Annotated in this window: 13 protein-coding genes; 6 read left to right on the top strand and 7 right to left on the bottom strand. The window is 49.2% G+C overall.

Annotated elements, in window-relative coordinates; translation table 11 throughout:
* Window positions 1–63: 63 nt before the first annotated feature.
* Window positions 64–690: an LVIS_2131 family protein gene (locus AB3Y94_RS09195; protein WP_367295957.1), complete on the bottom strand. Its 627-nt coding sequence runs from the start codon at window positions 688–690 to the stop codon at window positions 64–66.
* A gap of 150 nt (window positions 691–840) precedes the next feature.
* Between AB3Y94_RS09195 and AB3Y94_RS09190 the strand changes: the two genes are divergently transcribed.
* Together AB3Y94_RS09190 and AB3Y94_RS09185 are read left to right on the top strand one after the other, a co-directional pair.
* Entirely contained in the window at window positions 841–1,797 is a 957-nt protein-coding gene (locus AB3Y94_RS09190; protein WP_367295956.1) for a linear amide C-N hydrolase, read from the top strand.
* Between the two features lie 156 nt (window positions 1,798–1,953).
* Window positions 1,954–2,427: a C40 family peptidase gene (locus AB3Y94_RS09185; protein WP_367295955.1), complete on the top strand. Its 474-nt coding sequence runs from the start codon at window positions 1,954–1,956 to the stop codon at window positions 2,425–2,427.
* Between the two features lie 445 nt (window positions 2,428–2,872).
* On the opposite strand, the gene AB3Y94_RS09180 is transcribed toward AB3Y94_RS09185, so the two are convergent.
* Both AB3Y94_RS09180 and AB3Y94_RS09175 read right to left on the bottom strand, forming a co-directional pair.
* Window positions 2,873–3,226, bottom strand: a complete 354-nt coding sequence (locus tag AB3Y94_RS09180; RefSeq protein ID WP_367295954.1) for a helix-turn-helix domain-containing protein — start codon at window positions 3,224–3,226, stop codon at window positions 2,873–2,875.
* A gap of 553 nt (window positions 3,227–3,779) precedes the next feature.
* The gene (locus AB3Y94_RS09175; RefSeq protein ID WP_367295953.1) at window positions 3,780–5,750 is read right to left on the bottom strand and encodes a prolyl oligopeptidase family serine peptidase; all 1,971 of its coding nucleotides are present in this window, start codon (window positions 5,748–5,750) and stop codon (window positions 3,780–3,782) included.
* Between the two features lie 164 nt (window positions 5,751–5,914).
* On the opposite strand from AB3Y94_RS09175, the gene AB3Y94_RS09170 reads away from it, so the two are divergent.
* Both AB3Y94_RS09170 and AB3Y94_RS09165 read left to right on the top strand, forming a co-directional pair.
* The gene (locus tag AB3Y94_RS09170) at window positions 5,915–6,844 is read left to right on the top strand and encodes a ketopantoate reductase family protein (protein ID WP_367295952.1); all 930 of its coding nucleotides are present in this window, start codon (window positions 5,915–5,917) and stop codon (window positions 6,842–6,844) included.
* A gap of 182 nt (window positions 6,845–7,026) precedes the next feature.
* Window positions 7,027–7,314 (top strand): hypothetical protein, encoded by a 288-nt coding sequence (locus tag AB3Y94_RS09165; protein WP_367295951.1) that lies wholly within the window; start codon window positions 7,027–7,029, stop codon window positions 7,312–7,314.
* A 148-nt stretch (window positions 7,315–7,462) separates the two neighbouring features.
* On the opposite strand, the gene spx is transcribed toward AB3Y94_RS09165, so the two are convergent.
* The gene (spx, locus tag AB3Y94_RS09160; RefSeq protein WP_125682502.1) at window positions 7,463–7,861 is read right to left on the bottom strand and encodes a transcriptional regulator Spx; all 399 of its coding nucleotides are present in this window, start codon (window positions 7,859–7,861) and stop codon (window positions 7,463–7,465) included.
* A gap of 552 nt (window positions 7,862–8,413) precedes the next feature.
* Here spx and AB3Y94_RS09155 point away from each other — a divergent pair.
* Window positions 8,414–10,495: a cation:proton antiporter gene (locus AB3Y94_RS09155; RefSeq protein ID WP_367295950.1), complete on the top strand. Its 2,082-nt coding sequence runs from the start codon at window positions 8,414–8,416 to the stop codon at window positions 10,493–10,495.
* Window positions 10,496–11,150: 655 nt separating this feature from the next.
* Window positions 11,151–12,728 carry a bifunctional UDP-sugar hydrolase/5'-nucleotidase gene (locus AB3Y94_RS09150; protein WP_367295949.1) on the top strand — a complete coding sequence of 526 codons (1,578 nt, stop codon included), beginning with the start codon at window positions 11,151–11,153 and terminating at the stop codon, window positions 12,726–12,728.
* Between the two features lie 211 nt (window positions 12,729–12,939).
* Here the strand turns inward: AB3Y94_RS09150 and rny are convergent, their stop codons facing one another.
* The 3 genes from rny to AB3Y94_RS09135 all read right to left on the bottom strand — a co-directional run bounded on the left by rny (window position 12,940) and on the right by AB3Y94_RS09135 (window position 16,965).
* On the bottom strand, window positions 12,940–14,547 hold the full coding sequence (rny, locus tag AB3Y94_RS09145; protein WP_367295948.1) for a ribonuclease Y: 1,608 nt from the start codon (window positions 14,545–14,547) through the stop codon (window positions 12,940–12,942).
* A 98-nt stretch (window positions 14,548–14,645) separates the two neighbouring features.
* Window positions 14,646–15,338, bottom strand: a complete 693-nt coding sequence (locus AB3Y94_RS09140) for a YoaK family protein (protein ID WP_367295947.1) — start codon at window positions 15,336–15,338, stop codon at window positions 14,646–14,648.
* Between the two features lie 622 nt (window positions 15,339–15,960).
* Window positions 15,961–16,965 (bottom strand): alpha/beta hydrolase, encoded by a 1,005-nt coding sequence (locus AB3Y94_RS09135; RefSeq protein ID WP_367296504.1) that lies wholly within the window; start codon window positions 16,963–16,965, stop codon window positions 15,961–15,963.
* Between the last annotated feature and the right edge of the window lie 12 nt (window positions 16,966–16,977).

Raw genomic sequence — 16,977 nt, 5'->3', positions numbered from 1 at the left:
CACTCCCCCGATATACAAAAAACACAGGTTGTTTTCCGATTGGAAAACAGCCTGTGTTTTTGTCTACTCTCGTAACATGAAGGAATGATCCGGAATCCGAATCAGCGTGAAGCGGTTCGCCAGACGACCGGCGTGCAAGCCGATCCCATTGACGAATGATTTCTTGTACGTGGTTTCGATGACCCCGACCCACGCCTTTTGATGGCGTTGGTCATACTTAGTCACCTTCTGCGTATTCCATTTGTAAGCCGAAGCTGGAAGGTTGATGGCTTTCTTACCATCAGAGACCGTGGCGTCCGTACTACGAACTTGGTACTTCTCACCCTCAGTCAGGTACGTGTAAGTCTGTACGGGCTTTTTCCCCGTACTATTGTTTACAGAAACGTAGTAGGCTGAGCCGTTACTACTCCCCGTGTTGATGACTAGCGGTTCATAACGCGTTGTTTGACTGACCCGCGTTCCCAGTTGGTTAACATTTTGGAAGAAAGTCGTGTAACTCATCCCCCCAAAGAAGAGTAGCCAAACAACCAATTCAATGGTTGAAATGCTAAAGTTCTTCCAGGAAAAACTATGGTGCTCTTTAACAATTAAACGGATCCGACGAACCCGCATATCGTGGACCATCCAGACCAGCGTGACGAGGACGATAAGCCACAGGGTCATCCCCACTAAGTTCCATGTTGATTTCATTATCCCAATTCCCTTCCAGAAATAAGCCTTTATCTGGGCATTTTCTCTCCTTAATAGCTTACGAGATTATTGCCCGGAATACAAGGCCGCAGTCCCGGCCATTTTTAAGTTATAATTAGACTAATTATGAGTCCCAAAGGAGGAACCCTTGTGTGTACTAGTCTAACCTATACCTCCGCTTCTGCCCACCATTTTTTTGCCCGAACCATGGATTTTCCGACCACCACTCCCTGGCGGCCCGTCTTTCTGCCGCGCAACTACCGCTGGGCAACGGCCTTACATACTTTTCGGACCACGCGTTATGCAATTCTAGGCGGTGGTCGCATTGCTAGTGACTTCTCCGCCTACCTGATGGCTGACGGCGTAAATGAAAACGGTATCAGCTGTGCCGAACTCTACTTACCTGGTGTAGCATCTTATGCCGATGCCCCCGTCGCGGGGAATATCAACCTCACCCCCCAGGACTTCATCAACTGGGCCCTAGGTGAACACGCCACCCTCGACGCACTCGTTGCCGACCTCCCCCAAGTCACCCTGGTTGGCCGCAAATGGGGGCAGGATCAGCACGTCTACCCTTTCCACTGGATTCTCAGCGACCAGTCCGGCCAAACGCTCGTCATTGAACCCACCGGTGGCCCACTGCACGCCGACCGCAATCCGGCAGGCGTATTGACCAACACCCCGGTGCTACCCACTCATTTGCAGAATCTAAACAATTTTCTAAACGTCACTGGATCAGAATTCTCGGGTCAAACGGCTATGGCCGCCCACGACTATCTGGCGAGCCAAGCACCACTTCCGAGTGGCCCAGTACCCACGCGTCGATTCATCCACATGGCTATTAGAAAATGGGGGACCCCCGCTTTCACAACAACCACTGAAAGTATCACCGGAATTTTCAATTGGTTAGCAGAAGTTGTCCTGCCCTATGACCCCGCCAGACGGACCCAACCCAACCATAATTACACCCATTATCGGTCGGTTATCGATTTAAATACGCTAAATTACTTTTTTATCCCCCGAACTACTCAGCGGCTGCAACAAATTACTTTGACACCAGAAATGGCGGCCTACCGGCGTTTCCCGCACGCCTACCCGGCCAATTAAGACCAAATGTTGCAGAACTTAACATTACCTTTAATCCGAATGAGACGGCTTTGAGACATTTCTGTAACAACTCCCTGATAGTATTAAGCATGTTGAAACGAAGCGAGAAACACAAAATACTAAATTTAATTTGAAAAAGGGAGTTTGTTTACATTTATGAAGACGACGTTTACTAACATTTTATTATCCGTGATGGCCGCTGTAGCATTTGCAATTGCAGGTATCGCCATTACCCAACCAACTGATGCATCCGCAGCTACCATGTCCTACAACAAGATCCACAAAGTTGCTAAAGCACAATTAGGTAAGCCTTACGGTTGGGGTTCAACTGGTCCTTCCCGTTTTGATTGCTCTGGTCTTACTAGCTACGTTTACAAGAAGGGTGCTTCCAAGAAGATTCCTCGTACCGCCCAAGCACAATACAACAAGTTCAAGCACGTGAGCTACAAGAACATCAAGAAGGGTGACCTGGTCTTCTTCGGTGGTTCCAAGCGTTCTATCTCTCACGTTGGTCTGTACGTTGGTAAGGGTAAGATGATCGATTCCCAAAACCGCGGTGTTGTGACTGAAGCCGTTCACGCCCCATGGTGGCACGCTGTTGGTTACGCCCGTGTTGGTAACCTTCAATAATCACTGATTTACAGAAAGATTAAAACAGTTCCTAATCCTCATAAATGAAATAAACTGTGTCCCCCGTCGTACGTCGCGACGGGGGATTTTTGGGTTAGGAGTGTTACGAAGGGCGGTTAGACAGCGAGCATTAACGTGATTAAGTGAATGACCCTGGGCTTGGGTCGTTTGCTTAATCGGGTTAAGCGCAACTGTCTGCCCGATAGTAACACGTTTCAGAAGTCGCCAAGCCCACAACAGTTCGGCGAGACACTTTCTAACGCCTTAACTCAATAAAATCGGGGTTAAGCGCAGGGACCTGGCTCGTGGAGCACGTTTCAAAAGCTGCCAGACCACACAACAGTCTGGTAAGATACTCCCTAATGCCCTAACCCACTCTCAACACGCCACAAAAATAGCACCAGGACATCCCAACATCCTAGCGCTACAAGCTCAACCAGCATCTTCAATTAGCCCCAAGCATCCAACCAACAATCCCCAGAATCGGAATGATTGTCCACCAATTTTTTGACAAAAATTCCCAACCATTCATCTGTGACTGATGATTAGCTTGTTGCGTCTCCAAGTTATCGGCTCTGAAAGACGCTTCAGCGGGCTGTTCACCGCTAACCAATTCATTCAGATCGACCTGTAATAAATTTGCTAACTTGACCAACGTGTCAATGTCCGGCGACGTTTCCCCCTGTTCCCACTTAGAAATAGACTGGCGTGATACAAACAGTTGTCCGGCCAATTGTTCCTGTGAGATATTTTGCTGGCGCCGAATTTTAACCAGCTGCTGTCTAAATACATTCTCCATCTGCTCATCCCCTATAATTAATCCGAGTATAGCGACTCCCCCCTCAGCCCGTCTAGCAATCAAAGCTGCCACCCCGCACTTTGCCCGGGCTAGTTGCGCCCGTCACGGTTGCCAAGGTGGTTGCGAATGCTGATACAACGCTGTTTCCCCTGAATCATCCAAACAATACCAGAAAGACCGTTAATACCGAAACTCACGGTACTAACGGCCTTTTTGGTGATTTATAAACAATCAATTTTACCTAAATTAGTTGGTTTACTGACCAAGACCAAAGAATCTGGCCAGTTAGCCACAGCAATGATAACCTCGTATTACCTCGAGAAACAGTTCAGTTATGTTCACCTAACCCGTAAGTGTAGCCGTAGGTCGCCAGGGCTGGTGTTGGCAGTAAAAGTGGCGTTAGCTCGGTGCATTTCCGAGGTTACGCCACGGGACGAGCTTGGAAACTCGGCGAACTTCCGAGGTTTCAAGTCGAGCCGGAAGCCCGTACTTTGGCTGCGGGCGGTCCCCACAGCCAGCACCAGCCCTGGCGGCCGGAGGCGGCCATTCTAGGTTATTTCTGAACAGCAGGATGAGCGACAAACCACTCAGTCATATCGTCGATCCGTTGAATCCGCAGGCTGGGCAGCCCACTCCGTGAGATTCCGTGGAAACTCTGCGGGTACCGTAAAAAGTCTGCATCTACGCCGTTACGCTTGATGGCCGTAAAGAATTCCTCCGACTGGCTGATAGGGCAGCGCATGTCCCACTCACCATGAAGCAACCGAATCGGCGTCGTCACGTTCTGCGCGTAGGCTAACGGTGACTGCTTCCAGTAAGACTCTAGGCCGCCCTGTGCAAAGAGATCAATACCCAGTTCTTCCGGATTAAAGTAAAAGCCAATATCACTAATCCCAAACAAACTGATCCAATTAGTCACAGCTCGTTGGGCAACCGCTGCAGCGAACCGCTTAGTGTGACCCACGGCCCAGGTTGTCATGAACCCGCCATAGGAGCCACCAGCGATGTACTGCCGACTAGCATCTAATTGTGGGAAGCGTTGCAAAGCAACATCTAAGCCCTTCATGACATCATCATAATCGTTTTCACCATAATGGCCATTCACATCGTCTTCAAACGCTTGCCCATAACTGGTTGACCCTCGAGGATTAAAGAAGACGACCCCGAACCCGCGACTCGCGTGCACCTGAAATTCATAGAAGAACGTTTCGCCATAGTTGGCGTGCGGTCCCCCATGAACGTACAACAATACCGGTTCCTTAGCCGCCTGCGTTTGGGCCGGTAAGTACCAACCTTCCAAATCCTGACCATCATCCGATTCAAAATCAAATCGCTGAGCGTGGGCAAACTCATGGGTGTCCTCATAGGCCGCGTTCGGATCATATAATACCCGCTCCTCACCCGTTCTGACGGACAATCGTAAGAGCTCACTCGGCTTATCCTGATAAGAAACGGCGGCGACGACGTGCTGAGAATCGACCACATCGAAGTCCACGATTTGACGCGCAGTATCATCGATCAAATGCAGGTCAGTCGCATTCGCCACGTAAAGTTGGGAACGTCCGTGAAAGGCAGCGGCAAAGACCACGTCTTCGTCGGTCAGCCACCGAACTAATTTACCACTGGGATGTTGCACAAAGTCGCCAGCAAAGTCTGGAACCAAATCAGCATCTAATTCAGCGGTACGATTGACTAATTCCCCACTCTCCCGGTTAACCAGGTAAAGGTTCGCCACAGTATGACGACCAAAGGAGCCGTCGTCACCCACTAAGGCCACCCGTTGGCCATCTGGGGATAACGTGGCGTCTGAGAAACGGCCTTTAGGTAGCGTCGTCGTTAAATCAACCGTCTCACCCGTTTGAACGTCTAATACGCTGACACCCCGGGAAAAGTCCGTATCATCCGCGGGTCGATCATCGACTAAATAGGAAACGTACCGACCGTCAGCGCTGACCGAAGTCAACTCGAAATCATGGCCTTGTTGGAAAACTTCTTCAACTACGCCGGTGCTCGGTTGATAGCGTCGCAACCGGTACACCACGTCCAAAGGAAGCCATCCATAGCCATCCGCTTTGTTGATTAAATTCTCAACGTGCCGGGGTTGCGGAAATGCCTCGGTATTGGGTAACTTAGGCCGTTCCGCCGTCTGTGTGGTCTTGAAGAAGATACTCGAACCATCCGCAGCGGCAAACACCGTATTGACAGCCTCATTAGGCGTACTCGTCGTGACGGCCGTTGGTTCGCCACCAGTTACTGGTACCCGAAAGAGTTGCGCCTTGGCTTGGTCTACGGTGGCGGTGTAGTACAAGCTGTTCCCCGCCACGGTTGGCTGTAAGTTTAACCGACCATTAACTGCCACATTCTGTGTGCCACCGCCGACACCGAGCCGTTTAATTTGGGAAACATACCCGTTACTGGCTTGATCGACTCCATTTTCAACGAAAAATACCTGACCGTTGCTGGCTAATGGTTGAGACAGTGCTACTAACTTGAACAAGTCTTGCGCGCTAACACTCTTCGACATACACATCGCTCCTATTTTTCTCATTATTTTCTCATCTAATAGTAAGTTTCATGTTAGCCCAGCGCTTGAATGATGTCAATTACCAATCCTTACCGTTCCCACACCATTTTCACCGAAAAACTGCTACACTGAGGCTAAGTCAATCATAATAGGAGTGATTCTTCATGAAAATTGCGATTGCTGGTGCGGGTGCCATGGGTAGCCGTTTCGGCGTTAAGCTACAACAGGCGGGCAATCACGTCACCTTGATCGATAACTGGCAGGAACACCTAGACGTTATCAACCGGGATGGTCTGACCATCACCACGGACGGTCAGGGCGACCAGGTCATCCCCATGACGTCGAAACGCCCAGCCGACGTCACCGAACAGTTCGACCTCGTCATTCTTTTCACCAAGGCCATGCAGATGGACGCTATGCTGCAACAACTTAACGGCATTTTGGATAACCAACCGGCCGTCTTGACCCTGGCCAATGGGATTGGCAACGTGGAAACTATCGAACGTCACGTCCCTAAGGAACAAGTCGTCGTAGGGACCACCGTTTGGTCCTCCGGCTTAGCTGGTCCCGGCCACATTACAGTCACTGGTACTGGTAGTATTTCGCTACAAGCCGTCGTTCCCGACAAGTTCCCGAACTTACCTGGACTAATCGATACACTCAACGCTGCGGGACTACACGCTAGTGAGGCCGCTAATGTAATGGCAGCCATTTGGAAAAAAGCCGGCCTCAACAGCGTGTTGAACACCTACTGCACCCTCTTTGACTGCAATATTGGTGAATTTGGCGCACTACCCAATTGGCGCGAGCTCAACGACCGGGTACTCAACGAATTCCAAGCCGTCGCCAACGCCGCCAAAATTCAATTCAGTGTGGCCGACGTCACCAACCTCATTGCCGCCCAATTCTCACCAGAAACCAACGGTGGCCACTACCCATCAATGCATCAGGACATGGCCAAACATCGGCCGACCGAAATTGATTTCTTAAACGGTTATGTGGCTAAATTAGGCTCTAAACTAGGCGTTGCGGCTCCTAATAATGCCCTACTAGCTCAACTCATTCACAGTCAAGAAGCTTTACGCGGAATCTAACGTAAAAAACAGGGAACCACGCTCTGTGGTTTTGCCACTATATGTAGAAAAACGTCAAATTTTCACACCATATCTAGTTGTAATTTGGGCTCATTCATCGTAACATAGTCATAGACGAATTTTTACCGACCACTAAAATCATGATTGAGTTAGGTCCGGCAAACCTAGGAGGGCTAGAGACGATGGACGTTTTAAGAAGATCACAGACCACAATGCACCCAGGCGGTCTGACCGTGGAGAACGTTGCGGGAGAACACAGTCCGTTTGACCCCCAGAAGATTCACGAATCACTGACAGATCTCACGAATGACCCAACCGTCGTTCATCGAGTTGAGAGCTTGATTGTCGCCCAATTAGCTGGCTTTGACGTAGTTGCAACGGGAACGATCGACGCAACGGTCGTGGAAACCTTAGAACAGTTAGGTTACGCTAATATGGCCCAAAACTATCGCAAGCAGCAACATGTCTAACCACAGAATGTGTTCTTAATGATATGTAAAAAAGCGGTCGAGAGAATTCTCGACCGCTTTCTTTTGCCTTTTAACTTGATTGTACACCATTGATAATTATTTCAATAAAAAACCGACCAGCACTCCCCCGAGAACTGATCGATTCGTTTTATGAACTCAGTTGTGATTCCAAGTGGTGTAATTCTGCAGTCCGCACATCACGTGGCAAGAACCGCCGAATTTCTTCTTCGTTGTAGCCGACTTCCAGGCGCTTGTCATCAAAGATGATCGGCCGCTTGATTAAGTCAGGATACTTCACAACTAGATCGACCAACTGACTAACTGATAAGTTATCCAAGTCAACATGTAGTTGCTTAAATACATTTGACCGGGTAGAGATGATATCTTCACTCCCGTTTTCGGTTAAGCGAAGAATCTGCTTAACTTCAGAAGCATTCAACGGCTTGGACTTGATGTTCCGTTCTCTGAACGCAATATCGTGTTCCTTGAGCCATGCTCGTGCCTTCCGGCTGGATGCGCTACTTGGTGCAATGTACAAATTAATCATATTCAGCACTTCCTTATCGTTGGATTGAGTAACGATAGAAAAAACAAACGACTTAGCTCGGTTCCCCCCTAGAATAATTCGCTGAACCATCTAGTAGAACCAACTTATATGTTATCACAATTGAATGAATAATCAACCCTTTTTGGAAACTTTCTAAATAACAGGCAACATTTTTTAATGAGTTGGTTGTTATCACCAACCAGTTATCCGAATATAAATTCGTTTGTGATTGGCGACGCAAACGTCTCACGTAGCAATCTTTTGCGTTATCACAAAGTTTTTAAACTGAATCAATTATCTGCTGATAACTTTCTTGTGTTTGTCACAGACCTTTCCAGGCGTTCCCTTTTCAGCTTTATGAATATATATCCAATTTAAATGATTTAATATTCACAGACTAATTTCACTAACTTGCTTAACCTACCTTCCCAACCAACCCGGTTATTCACCCACTTGTGTTTTTCGCGAGTTTCGAGTGATTCTCCCCCAATTTGCCAGACATTAGCGTAAAATTGGGGACAGCACTTATTTTCACATCTGGGAGGGATTCACTTGGAAATCTTCTACGCCATCGTGTTACTGGTTCTCGCAACCATTGTGGCCAATACGATTTATCCATATTTTCCACTAATACCAAAAGCTTTTTACCAAATATTTGCCGGTGCTATTTTGTCACTGGTTCCCCTGTACCATCACTTTATTCTTGAACCCGAAGTATTCATGCTCATCATTATTGCGCCACTCATGTTCTATGACGGCCAAAATGCCAACGCCAAGGAACTTCGGCGTAATCTAGGCTCAATCTTATCAATGGCCGTTGTACTTGCCATCCTAACCGTTATCTTAATGGGCTACGTTAGCCACGCCATGCTGATCGGCATTCCGCTGGCACTAGCCTTTGCCTTAGCCGCTATTGTAACACCCACCGATGCGGTTGCCGTCTCATCAATTACCAGCAATATGGCCGTTCCCGAACGCGTCATGGGGATGCTGGAACGTGAGTCGCTCTTCAACGATGCTTCCGGTTTAGTGGCCTTCAGTCTGGCATTAACCGCCTTCACCACGGGGAAATTCTCAGTTGGGGCGGGAATTAAGCACTTCCTGGTCGTCTTCTTAGGGGGACTCCTCATTGGCCTCATTCTGGGAGCTATTGCCGTCTGGGCCCGCGTCTACCTGGTTCAGAGTGGTAAAGATTCTTCCAGTGTGATTGTTCCTTATGATGTGATGGTGCCTTTCCTCATCTATTTGGCAGCAGAACATCTCGAGCTTTCAGGAATTCTGGCCGTTGTTGCCGCCGGGCTGATCTACAGTATTTCTAACAACCAACTGCGGCTATCTAGCACCGAGTTACAACTGGTCTCACGGTCAACCTGGCGGATTCTGACGAGTATCCTGAATGGGTTCGTCTTTGTGCTCCTGGGTGTATCGTTGCCAACGGTCTGGGTAAATATTCAACAAGACCATACCAAATCATTATCAACCTTTGTTTTATTGGCCATCATCCTTTACCTCGTCATGCTAGCCTTACGCTACGCCTGGATTCGTTTAGATTGGGCGTTGATCCAGTCTGAGCCCAAAGAACGCCGCCAGAACGCCGCAATTGGTGCCCTTTCCGGTGTTCACGGAACGATTACTTTGGCCATGGCCTTTTCACTTCCACTAACGTTGAACGGTCACGCTTTCCCGTACCGCAATACCATGATTTTTGTTGCTGCTATCGTAATTATTTTAAGTCTCCTAGTACCGACAATTATTCTGCCATTTATCCTACCTAAGAAAACCTTGCCGGTCGATCCCGAAACAGCCTTCAAGGAGCGCCGCTCGCTGGTGGCTTATGCCACGGACCGTCTAGTCCAGGAAAATCCCGACTATCCCGCCGAAACGCAAGAAGTCGTCGAAATTCTAAACAGCCAGGTAACTTCTCAGCGACCCAATCGCAAGAAATTGCAGGTGCTCCTGAATCAAGCCACCCAAATCGAGGTTAAAACGGTCCAACGGCTCTCTGACGATGGCACGATCCCCGCTAGCTTTGCCAACCGCTACGTCCGGATCTTAGTTTTCAAGTCTCAGATGAGCAGCAACAATCCCTTCGTCAACGGAACCCTCTGGATTCGCTTTGTTTGGCACCGACTGGAGCACGGCCTTTCACGAAGATGGCGGCGCAACCAGCGGATTGCAAAACAACGGAAACAGCTGGCTGCTCGGCCCCACTCAGAGGAACAACAACGACTAGCTGAACAACGAATCGCCCAGGAACAAAGGACGTCCCGTGGCCGTCGCCGCCAATCTCGAAATAATCGCGTCGATCGAGAACGCCGCGAAAACTTCCTCAAAATTGAAGCTGACATTTACAACACTGTCATCCAATTTTTGACGAATGAAGCCAATATCGACAATCAAACCGAAGTCAACGTAGTGCGTAACTACTACAATGCCCGCCACCGTCGCTTCAAGTCTCAGCAAAACGGCGACCAGCAAAATGAATTGTTCATCCAGGCTTTCCAATACGAATACACCTATATTCGGCAACAACGACGCACGAACGCCCTGTCTTCCGAACTGGCGGATGAACTGTATCAACAAGTTTCAACCGATCAGATGCTCTATATGCAAGAATTTGCGGACGCTAACTAAAACGCAAGATATGCGTCACATTTTCTTCACAATTACCTGCTAAACTAGCCTCATAACTTACGAATAATCAAACGAATAAGTTACAATTTTACTCCTCCAAAGTAAAAAATAACGGGCGGCTCTGTTACGACAACCGACCCACTCCAAACGTGATTTACGTTTTTATCATTCAACGACGACGCAGACAATCAAGGTCTGGCCGCCGTTTTTTTTATGGTTTCATTTCGATTGCCGCCTCCGGTCGTCAGGGTGCGGGCCGGCTGTGTCGGCGCTGTTAGTTCGGGTGATTTTCCTGAAGTTACAGCGCGGAACGTTCTTGAAGACCCACGCGTTCCTGGCAGGGGGCTTCAAGACGAGCCGAAGGACCGCTTCCCAGGCCGCAGGTGTTTCCCACAGCCGGCCCACACTCTGGCAACTGGAGGCGAAATCTAAGCGCCAAAAGTCAAAAGGAGCGTTAATTATCCCGCCCCTACACCGTTTTGTTAGAAAAAATCTCATAATTTAACGTTTTTTGCCATCGTAAATTTACACTCATGCCAAACTAGCTTATAATTTCTTTAACACGTTAAAGATTTGGCGTCTTTTCGCGAACGGTCCGCCAGCAGCCGGCTATGGTTTCATGGTCAGCTAGCGACCGAATTGGAGGGTGACATCAATGAAGCTGACAATTTTATCAACAAGTGATACCCACGGGTACGTCTTCCCCACGAACTATGTAAAAAAGGGAAGCAATCAGGGATTCGGCCTGGCCCGTGCGGCCACAGTCATCGCCCGCGAGCAAGCCGCCGCCAAGTCAGAAGGCCCGGTGGTGACCATTGAGAACGGCGATTTTCTAGAAGGGTCCCCCTTGGCTTATTACGTTGCCCGGGTAGAACCCGAACGGGACCCACAACCCCTAATGAATATTTACAATCAAGTCGACTATGACTGCGGAATTCTAGGCAATCATGAGTTTAACTACGGCCAGAAGTACCTGCAGGCCGCTATTCGTGATGCCAAGCGCACGATTCTTTGCGCCAACATTTTGGATGCCAACGGGGAGCCCGAATACGGGCAACCCTACAAGATCATCGAAAAAGAGGGCGTTAAAATTGGCGTCCTTGGCCTTACGACACAGGCCGTCTACAAGTGGGAAAAGGCCACTAACATTGATGGCCTTCAATTTGAGTCAGCTTTCATCGCTGCCAAGAAATACGTGCCCATCATCCGGGAACAAGCTGATGTGGTCATTGTGTGTTACCACGGGGGGTTTGAACGCGATTTAACGACTGGTGAGCCCAATGACATTCACGTGGGCGAAAACGAAGCCTACCACATCTTAGAGGCTATTCCTGGCATCGATGCGTTGGTCACCGGCCACCAACATCGACAGCTGGCCACCGATGTCTTTGATATTCCTACGACTCAACCTGGTTTCCGAGGACAGGCCATCGGTAAAATCACGTTGGACCTTAACCGCAATGAAAATGGCCGGTTCTCGGTGACCAGTCACCACACGGATCTCGTTCTCACGAAGGACGCCCCATTAGACGAACAGGTCCTGGCTGCAGCCCATGACCTCAACAACCAGGTCACCCACTGGCTTGATCAACCGCTGGGCCACATTCAAGGCGATATGACTTTCACTGATCCCTTCGATGCCCGAATCAATGAGACACCATACATCGAATTTATTCAAAAAGTTCAAATGGCCACGATGGGCGCCGATATTTCCGCAACTGCCCTGTTCAGTAATGAAGCCCGGGGCTTTGAAAACCCCATCACCATGCGTAACATCATGACTAACTACGTTTATCCCAATGGGCTTTCACTTCTGAAGATTACCGGGGCTGACCTGAAAGATGCCTTGGAAGTCAGTGCCCGTTACTTCACCGTCAAAAACGGCCAGATTGCTGTCAACCCAGCTTTCGTTCATCCTAAAAAGCGCCAATACAACTACGATATGTACGAAGGCATCGATTATCGTTTGAACGTCGCCAAACCATTTGGCGAGCGGGTTGAACACCTGACCTATCATGGTAAGCCCGTGACCCCTGACCAACCACTCCACATTGTCTTGAACCAATACCGGGCAGTTGGTGGCGGTCACTATGGGATGTTTAGCGCCGACAAGATTATTGCTGAAAGCCAGGGAGCCATGAGCGAAATTATCGCTGACTACCTGCAGGAACACCCTATCATCGATGCGACTGCCAACCATAATTTCAATGTGGTTAACGACCCCCACGCTTAAAGTAATAATAGCCGCTACGGACATTCTGTAGCTACATAAATTTCATCTGTGATGAGCAACCGTTCCTGGCTGCTCATCACTTTTTTGACAAAAAAGAAAGTGCGAGATAAGGCGGTTAGCGCCCAAAAAGGGTTTGAGACGTTTGTCCCAAACCCTTATGATCTCTAAATTCAGCTAGCTAAAACGACTGTTACCAGGCAATTAACGTAACTTAACTTGCGTTAGCAGCCTTTTTCTTTTTCTTCTTCTTTTTCTTCTTTTCATCGCCAACGTACTCAACCGCTGTCGCAGTCCGAATCGTAGTAACCTTGATCTTGCCTGGATACGTTAGCTTTTCTTCGACCTGTTGAGCCACTTCTTTGGTTAGCTTAGCTGCCGCAGTATCATCCAACTCTTGCGGCTTGACAATGATCCGCAGTTCACGCCCCGCTTGAATGGCGTAACTTTCCGAAACCCCTTTTTGCTCGTTGGCAATCTGCTCAAGCGCCCGCAACCGGTTAATGTAGTCCTCTACGGATTCACTCCGCGCACCCGGACGAGCACCCGAAATAGCATCCGCTGCGGCTACTAAATCAGAAATTGGCGACGTCTTTTCAATATCCCCATGATGCGCTGCAATGGCATTGATCACCACGGCATCCTCACCGTATTTCTGGGCAAATTCCGTGCCAATTTCCACGTGGGTGCCTTCGACTTCGTGGTCGATGGCCTTCCCCAAGTCATGCAGTAAGCCGGCCCGCCGTGCAAGTCGCGTATTATATCCTAAGCGTGCAGCCATAGCACCAGTTAGCTGAGCCACTTCAATGGAATGCAAAAGCACGTTTTGACCATAACTGGTCCGGTACTTGAGTCGCCCAATCAGTTTCATCAAATCAGGATGCATCCAGCCCACGTGCAACAGACTCACAGTTTGTTCACCCGTTTCCCACAAGCTGTGGTTCACGTCACGCTGGGCATTTTCCACCTGCGTTTCAATCTGATTGGCTGAGATTCGCCGACTGGCAACCAAGTTCGTCAATGCCACACGAGCCACTTCTCGACGAATCGGGTCATGGGTACTGATAAACAGGGTCGTGTTATCGTCCGGCACAAAAATTAAATCCGTCCCGGTCAAGGTTTCAAGTAACCGAATGTGTTGCCCTTCGCGGCCAATGATCTTACTCCGAATCTCACCGTTAGGTACGGTAACCGTGTGTTCTAAGTGTTCCTTAGGTAAGTCTTGCGGACCGCTCTCGGTCGCCGACAAAACGACGTCCTTGGCCCATTTTTCAGCATTGGCCATGGCGTTATCGTTCAAGGCTTTCACCTCAATGTCACGATCCCGCTTCAAGGCAAATTCAGCCCCTTGGACTACCGTGTTCTGGGCTTGTTGCGCGTCCATACCCGCTCGCTCGGCCAAGGTCTCATCACGTTTTGCACGCAATTCTTCCGCTTGATCACGTAAAACGTGAATTCCTTGACGCTGTTCACGATTCGCTTGTGATCGTTCATCCAGCATAGCCGTCTGATCATCTAAACGAACTGTAACCTGACTCATCAATTGTTCCCGTTGCTTGCGGCGTTGTTCACGTACCACAATGTCACTCTGTTGTTCGGTCAATTCATCTTTAACTGATTGCTGATAGGCCAAGGTTTCCCGGCGACTATCCGTGCGAATTTTTTCTACACGCTGCTGGGCCTCTTTGGTTGCTTGGGCAATAATTGTCCGCGCTTGCGCCTGAACCGCCAGGAGTTCCTGCCGGTGCTTATGCTGACGCACCAAGTAGCCGAGCACCAGCCCAATCAGCAAGAGACCGATAATTAGTCCTGTGATTAACAATATGCTGTGCTCCTTAGTTTTCAATCCCGCTTGTTTCTCGGGCTAGTTTCATCCTATTCTCGTTAATTATACGCTATTTGGTCCCGCAACCCAACTATTCAAATGGCCGGACGCTGCTGGGCAATTGGTAAGAATAGCCAAAGCAACAGAAAAGCCTTAATCAGCGTCGCTACCCACAACACACCCAGAGTAAATCGACTGGCCAACCAAGCGCCTAACCCGCAGCCCAGTAAAAAAATTCCTAGGACGAAGACTACTTGAATTTGTCGATGACGGGCAACTTTATCGCCAGCGATCCACGCCTGATAGCTACTGATGGCAAGGCTTTTGGTATTCCCCGTCATAACGCCATTATTTAAGGCAATCCCTCCAACCTGACGAAAGATGGTTAATTCATAACCGGCCAAAATACCCAGTAGAAAAATCAGCCACATTCCCGAAATAACGGTTTGGAAGCTGGACAAGCTCAGATACGCCACCACATTCAACAGCATCAACCACCGCATTTGCCGACGGTTATTCCCACGGCTGAAGTGTTCGCTCAACGCTTGAGCACCGAAACAACCTAGAAAATAGCCGATCCAGACAGGCACGTTGACCCAGGCAACGGACCACCCGTGGGTCACCAGTTTCACCATAAAAACAATGAGGTTACCGGTTTGTGCACTCACAAAGACTGATCCGTGATTCAGAAACGTATCGGCATCAACCATCCCCATCACTAGGGTGGCCCCCAACGTCAGGATGGTTTCGGTCACCGGTTTAAATTGGTGTGATGGTTCGTCAGCCATCAACTCACTCCTTCTGGTTAAATGCGGTTGCATAATTGCCGCCTTACCGGTCACAGGCGTTGGGCTGGAACGGTGCCGACACAACTTCAAGCCTTGAAAATCACAAGTCTTGAAGCTTGGTTTTCTGCTAAGCCGTAAACGACTAAGCAGAACGAGGCGCCTGAGCCCAGCTCCTGTGACCTCACGGCTAAGATTGACCATCACCATCTAGTGGTAATCGTAAATCCACTACTTGGCGCAGACTAATAACGTTCATTTCCGCCGAAGTATCATTACGACTGCAAACGCTGAATCCTAGCCGAATCAATGCCAATCGCCGATTATATTTCCGGCAACTTACTTAAGCAATAGTCAATCTCAATTCAGTTTACCTGATTACGAACAATCCACAGCGAATTATAACTTCACCGCCGATGTAACCGGAGGTTGTCAGGGCAGGTGGTAGCGGTGAAAGTGGCGTAACCTCGGTGGTTTCCCGAGGTTACGCCACGGGACGAGCTTGAAAACTCGGCGAATTTCCGAGGTTTCAAGTCGAGCTGGAGGACCGCTCCACAGACCGGAAGCGGTCCCCACGGCTACCGCCTGTCCTGGCAACTGGAAGTGGCCAATTTAGCAATTAGACCTACTGAATATACTTCGCTAAGAAAGCTTTAACCGTCCGTTCGTAAATAGCGGGACTATGCGACAGAGCGGCCGCATGCTTCGCACCAGGAACGATCAACAGTTGCTTAGGCCCGGCATCTGCCCGGTAGACTTGGTGCACCATCCGCGTTGGAACGAACTTATCCGCCCCCCCGTGGATGAACAACATTGGCTTATGGTTCTTCTTAACGGCCGCCACCGCGTTAGCGTCTTTGAAATGGAAGCCCGCCTTGATCCTCGCAACGGTACTGGTCATCGGCACCAACGGCCAGTATGGAATGTTATACATCTGCTTGGCTTGGTACGTAATTTCCTCCTGGGCATCGGTGTAACCGCAATCCTCAACGTACGCTTTTAACTGGCTCGGTGTCTTGAGCCCACTGGTCATCATAGTCGTGGCGCCACCCATAGACACCCCGAATAGCACCACTTGGGACTGCTGACCCTGCTTGGCAATCACCTGATCGACCCACTTCAAATAATCCTTACTTTCGTAATACCCGTAGCTGATGACTTTACCTTGACTCTGCCCCTGTCCCCGCGTATCCGGAATCAGCGTGTTATAGCCCAGCTTATGAAACATGGCCACATAGCCACCCATGGCTTCTTTGTTGGAACCAAAACCATGAACCAAAACGACGGTCTTCTTGGTGGTCTGCTCGGCTGGAATGTAGTCAGCAACCAACCTCAAATTAGCGCCGGCGGCTTGTTCCGTCCAGCGTTGCTTCTTAACGTTGCGATACCATTTCTTTTCAGCGTACAACGGATCACTCTTTTTCAATCTGATATCCGTCGCCACAAAACTCTTTTTGCCACTAGCAACGGTCATATTGTAGAAATAGAGACTGGCCCCCACCAGACCGCCCACAACTAGTACCAAAATAATTCCCAAACCAATTAGCCAGTGCTTCAAACGCTTGTTCATTTTTCTTCCCCTCGGTTTCTCCAAATTCTCTCTGTCGTAAGTATACGGAGTTCTTCTTATCAGCGCAATCCT

The organism is Levilactobacillus yonginensis (assembly GCF_964065165.1).
Classification (GTDB): Bacteria; Bacillota; Bacilli; order Lactobacillales; family Lactobacillaceae; genus Levilactobacillus; species Levilactobacillus yonginensis_A.
The sequence above is the reverse complement of the archived record's forward strand: the minus strand, read 5'-3'. Positions and strand labels throughout refer to the sequence as shown.

Coding starts and splice junctions, on each gene's coding strand:
- AB3Y94_RS09195 (WP_367295957.1), bottom strand. CDS start 690: ATGAAATCAACATGGAACTTAGTGGGGATGACCCTGTGGCTTATCGTC.
- AB3Y94_RS09185 (WP_367295955.1), top strand. CDS start 1,954: ATGAAGACGACGTTTACTAACATTTTATTATCCGTGATGGCCGCTGTA.
- AB3Y94_RS09180 (WP_367295954.1), bottom strand. CDS start 3,226: ATGGAGAATGTATTTAGACAGCAGCTGGTTAAAATTCGGCGCCAGCAA.
- AB3Y94_RS09175 (WP_367295953.1), bottom strand. CDS start 5,750: ATGTCGAAGAGTGTTAGCGCGCAAGACTTGTTCAAGTTAGTAGCACTG.
- AB3Y94_RS09170 (WP_367295952.1), top strand. CDS start 5,915: ATGAAAATTGCGATTGCTGGTGCGGGTGCCATGGGTAGCCGTTTCGGC.
- AB3Y94_RS09165 (WP_367295951.1), top strand. CDS start 7,027: ATGGACGTTTTAAGAAGATCACAGACCACAATGCACCCAGGCGGTCTG.
- spx (WP_125682502.1), bottom strand. CDS start 7,861: ATGATTAATTTGTACATTGCACCAAGTAGCGCATCCAGCCGGAAGGCA.
- AB3Y94_RS09150 (WP_367295949.1), top strand. CDS start 11,151: ATGAAGCTGACAATTTTATCAACAAGTGATACCCACGGGTACGTCTTC.
- AB3Y94_RS09140 (WP_367295947.1), bottom strand. CDS start 15,338: ATGGCTGACGAACCATCACACCAATTTAAACCGGTGACCGAAACCATC.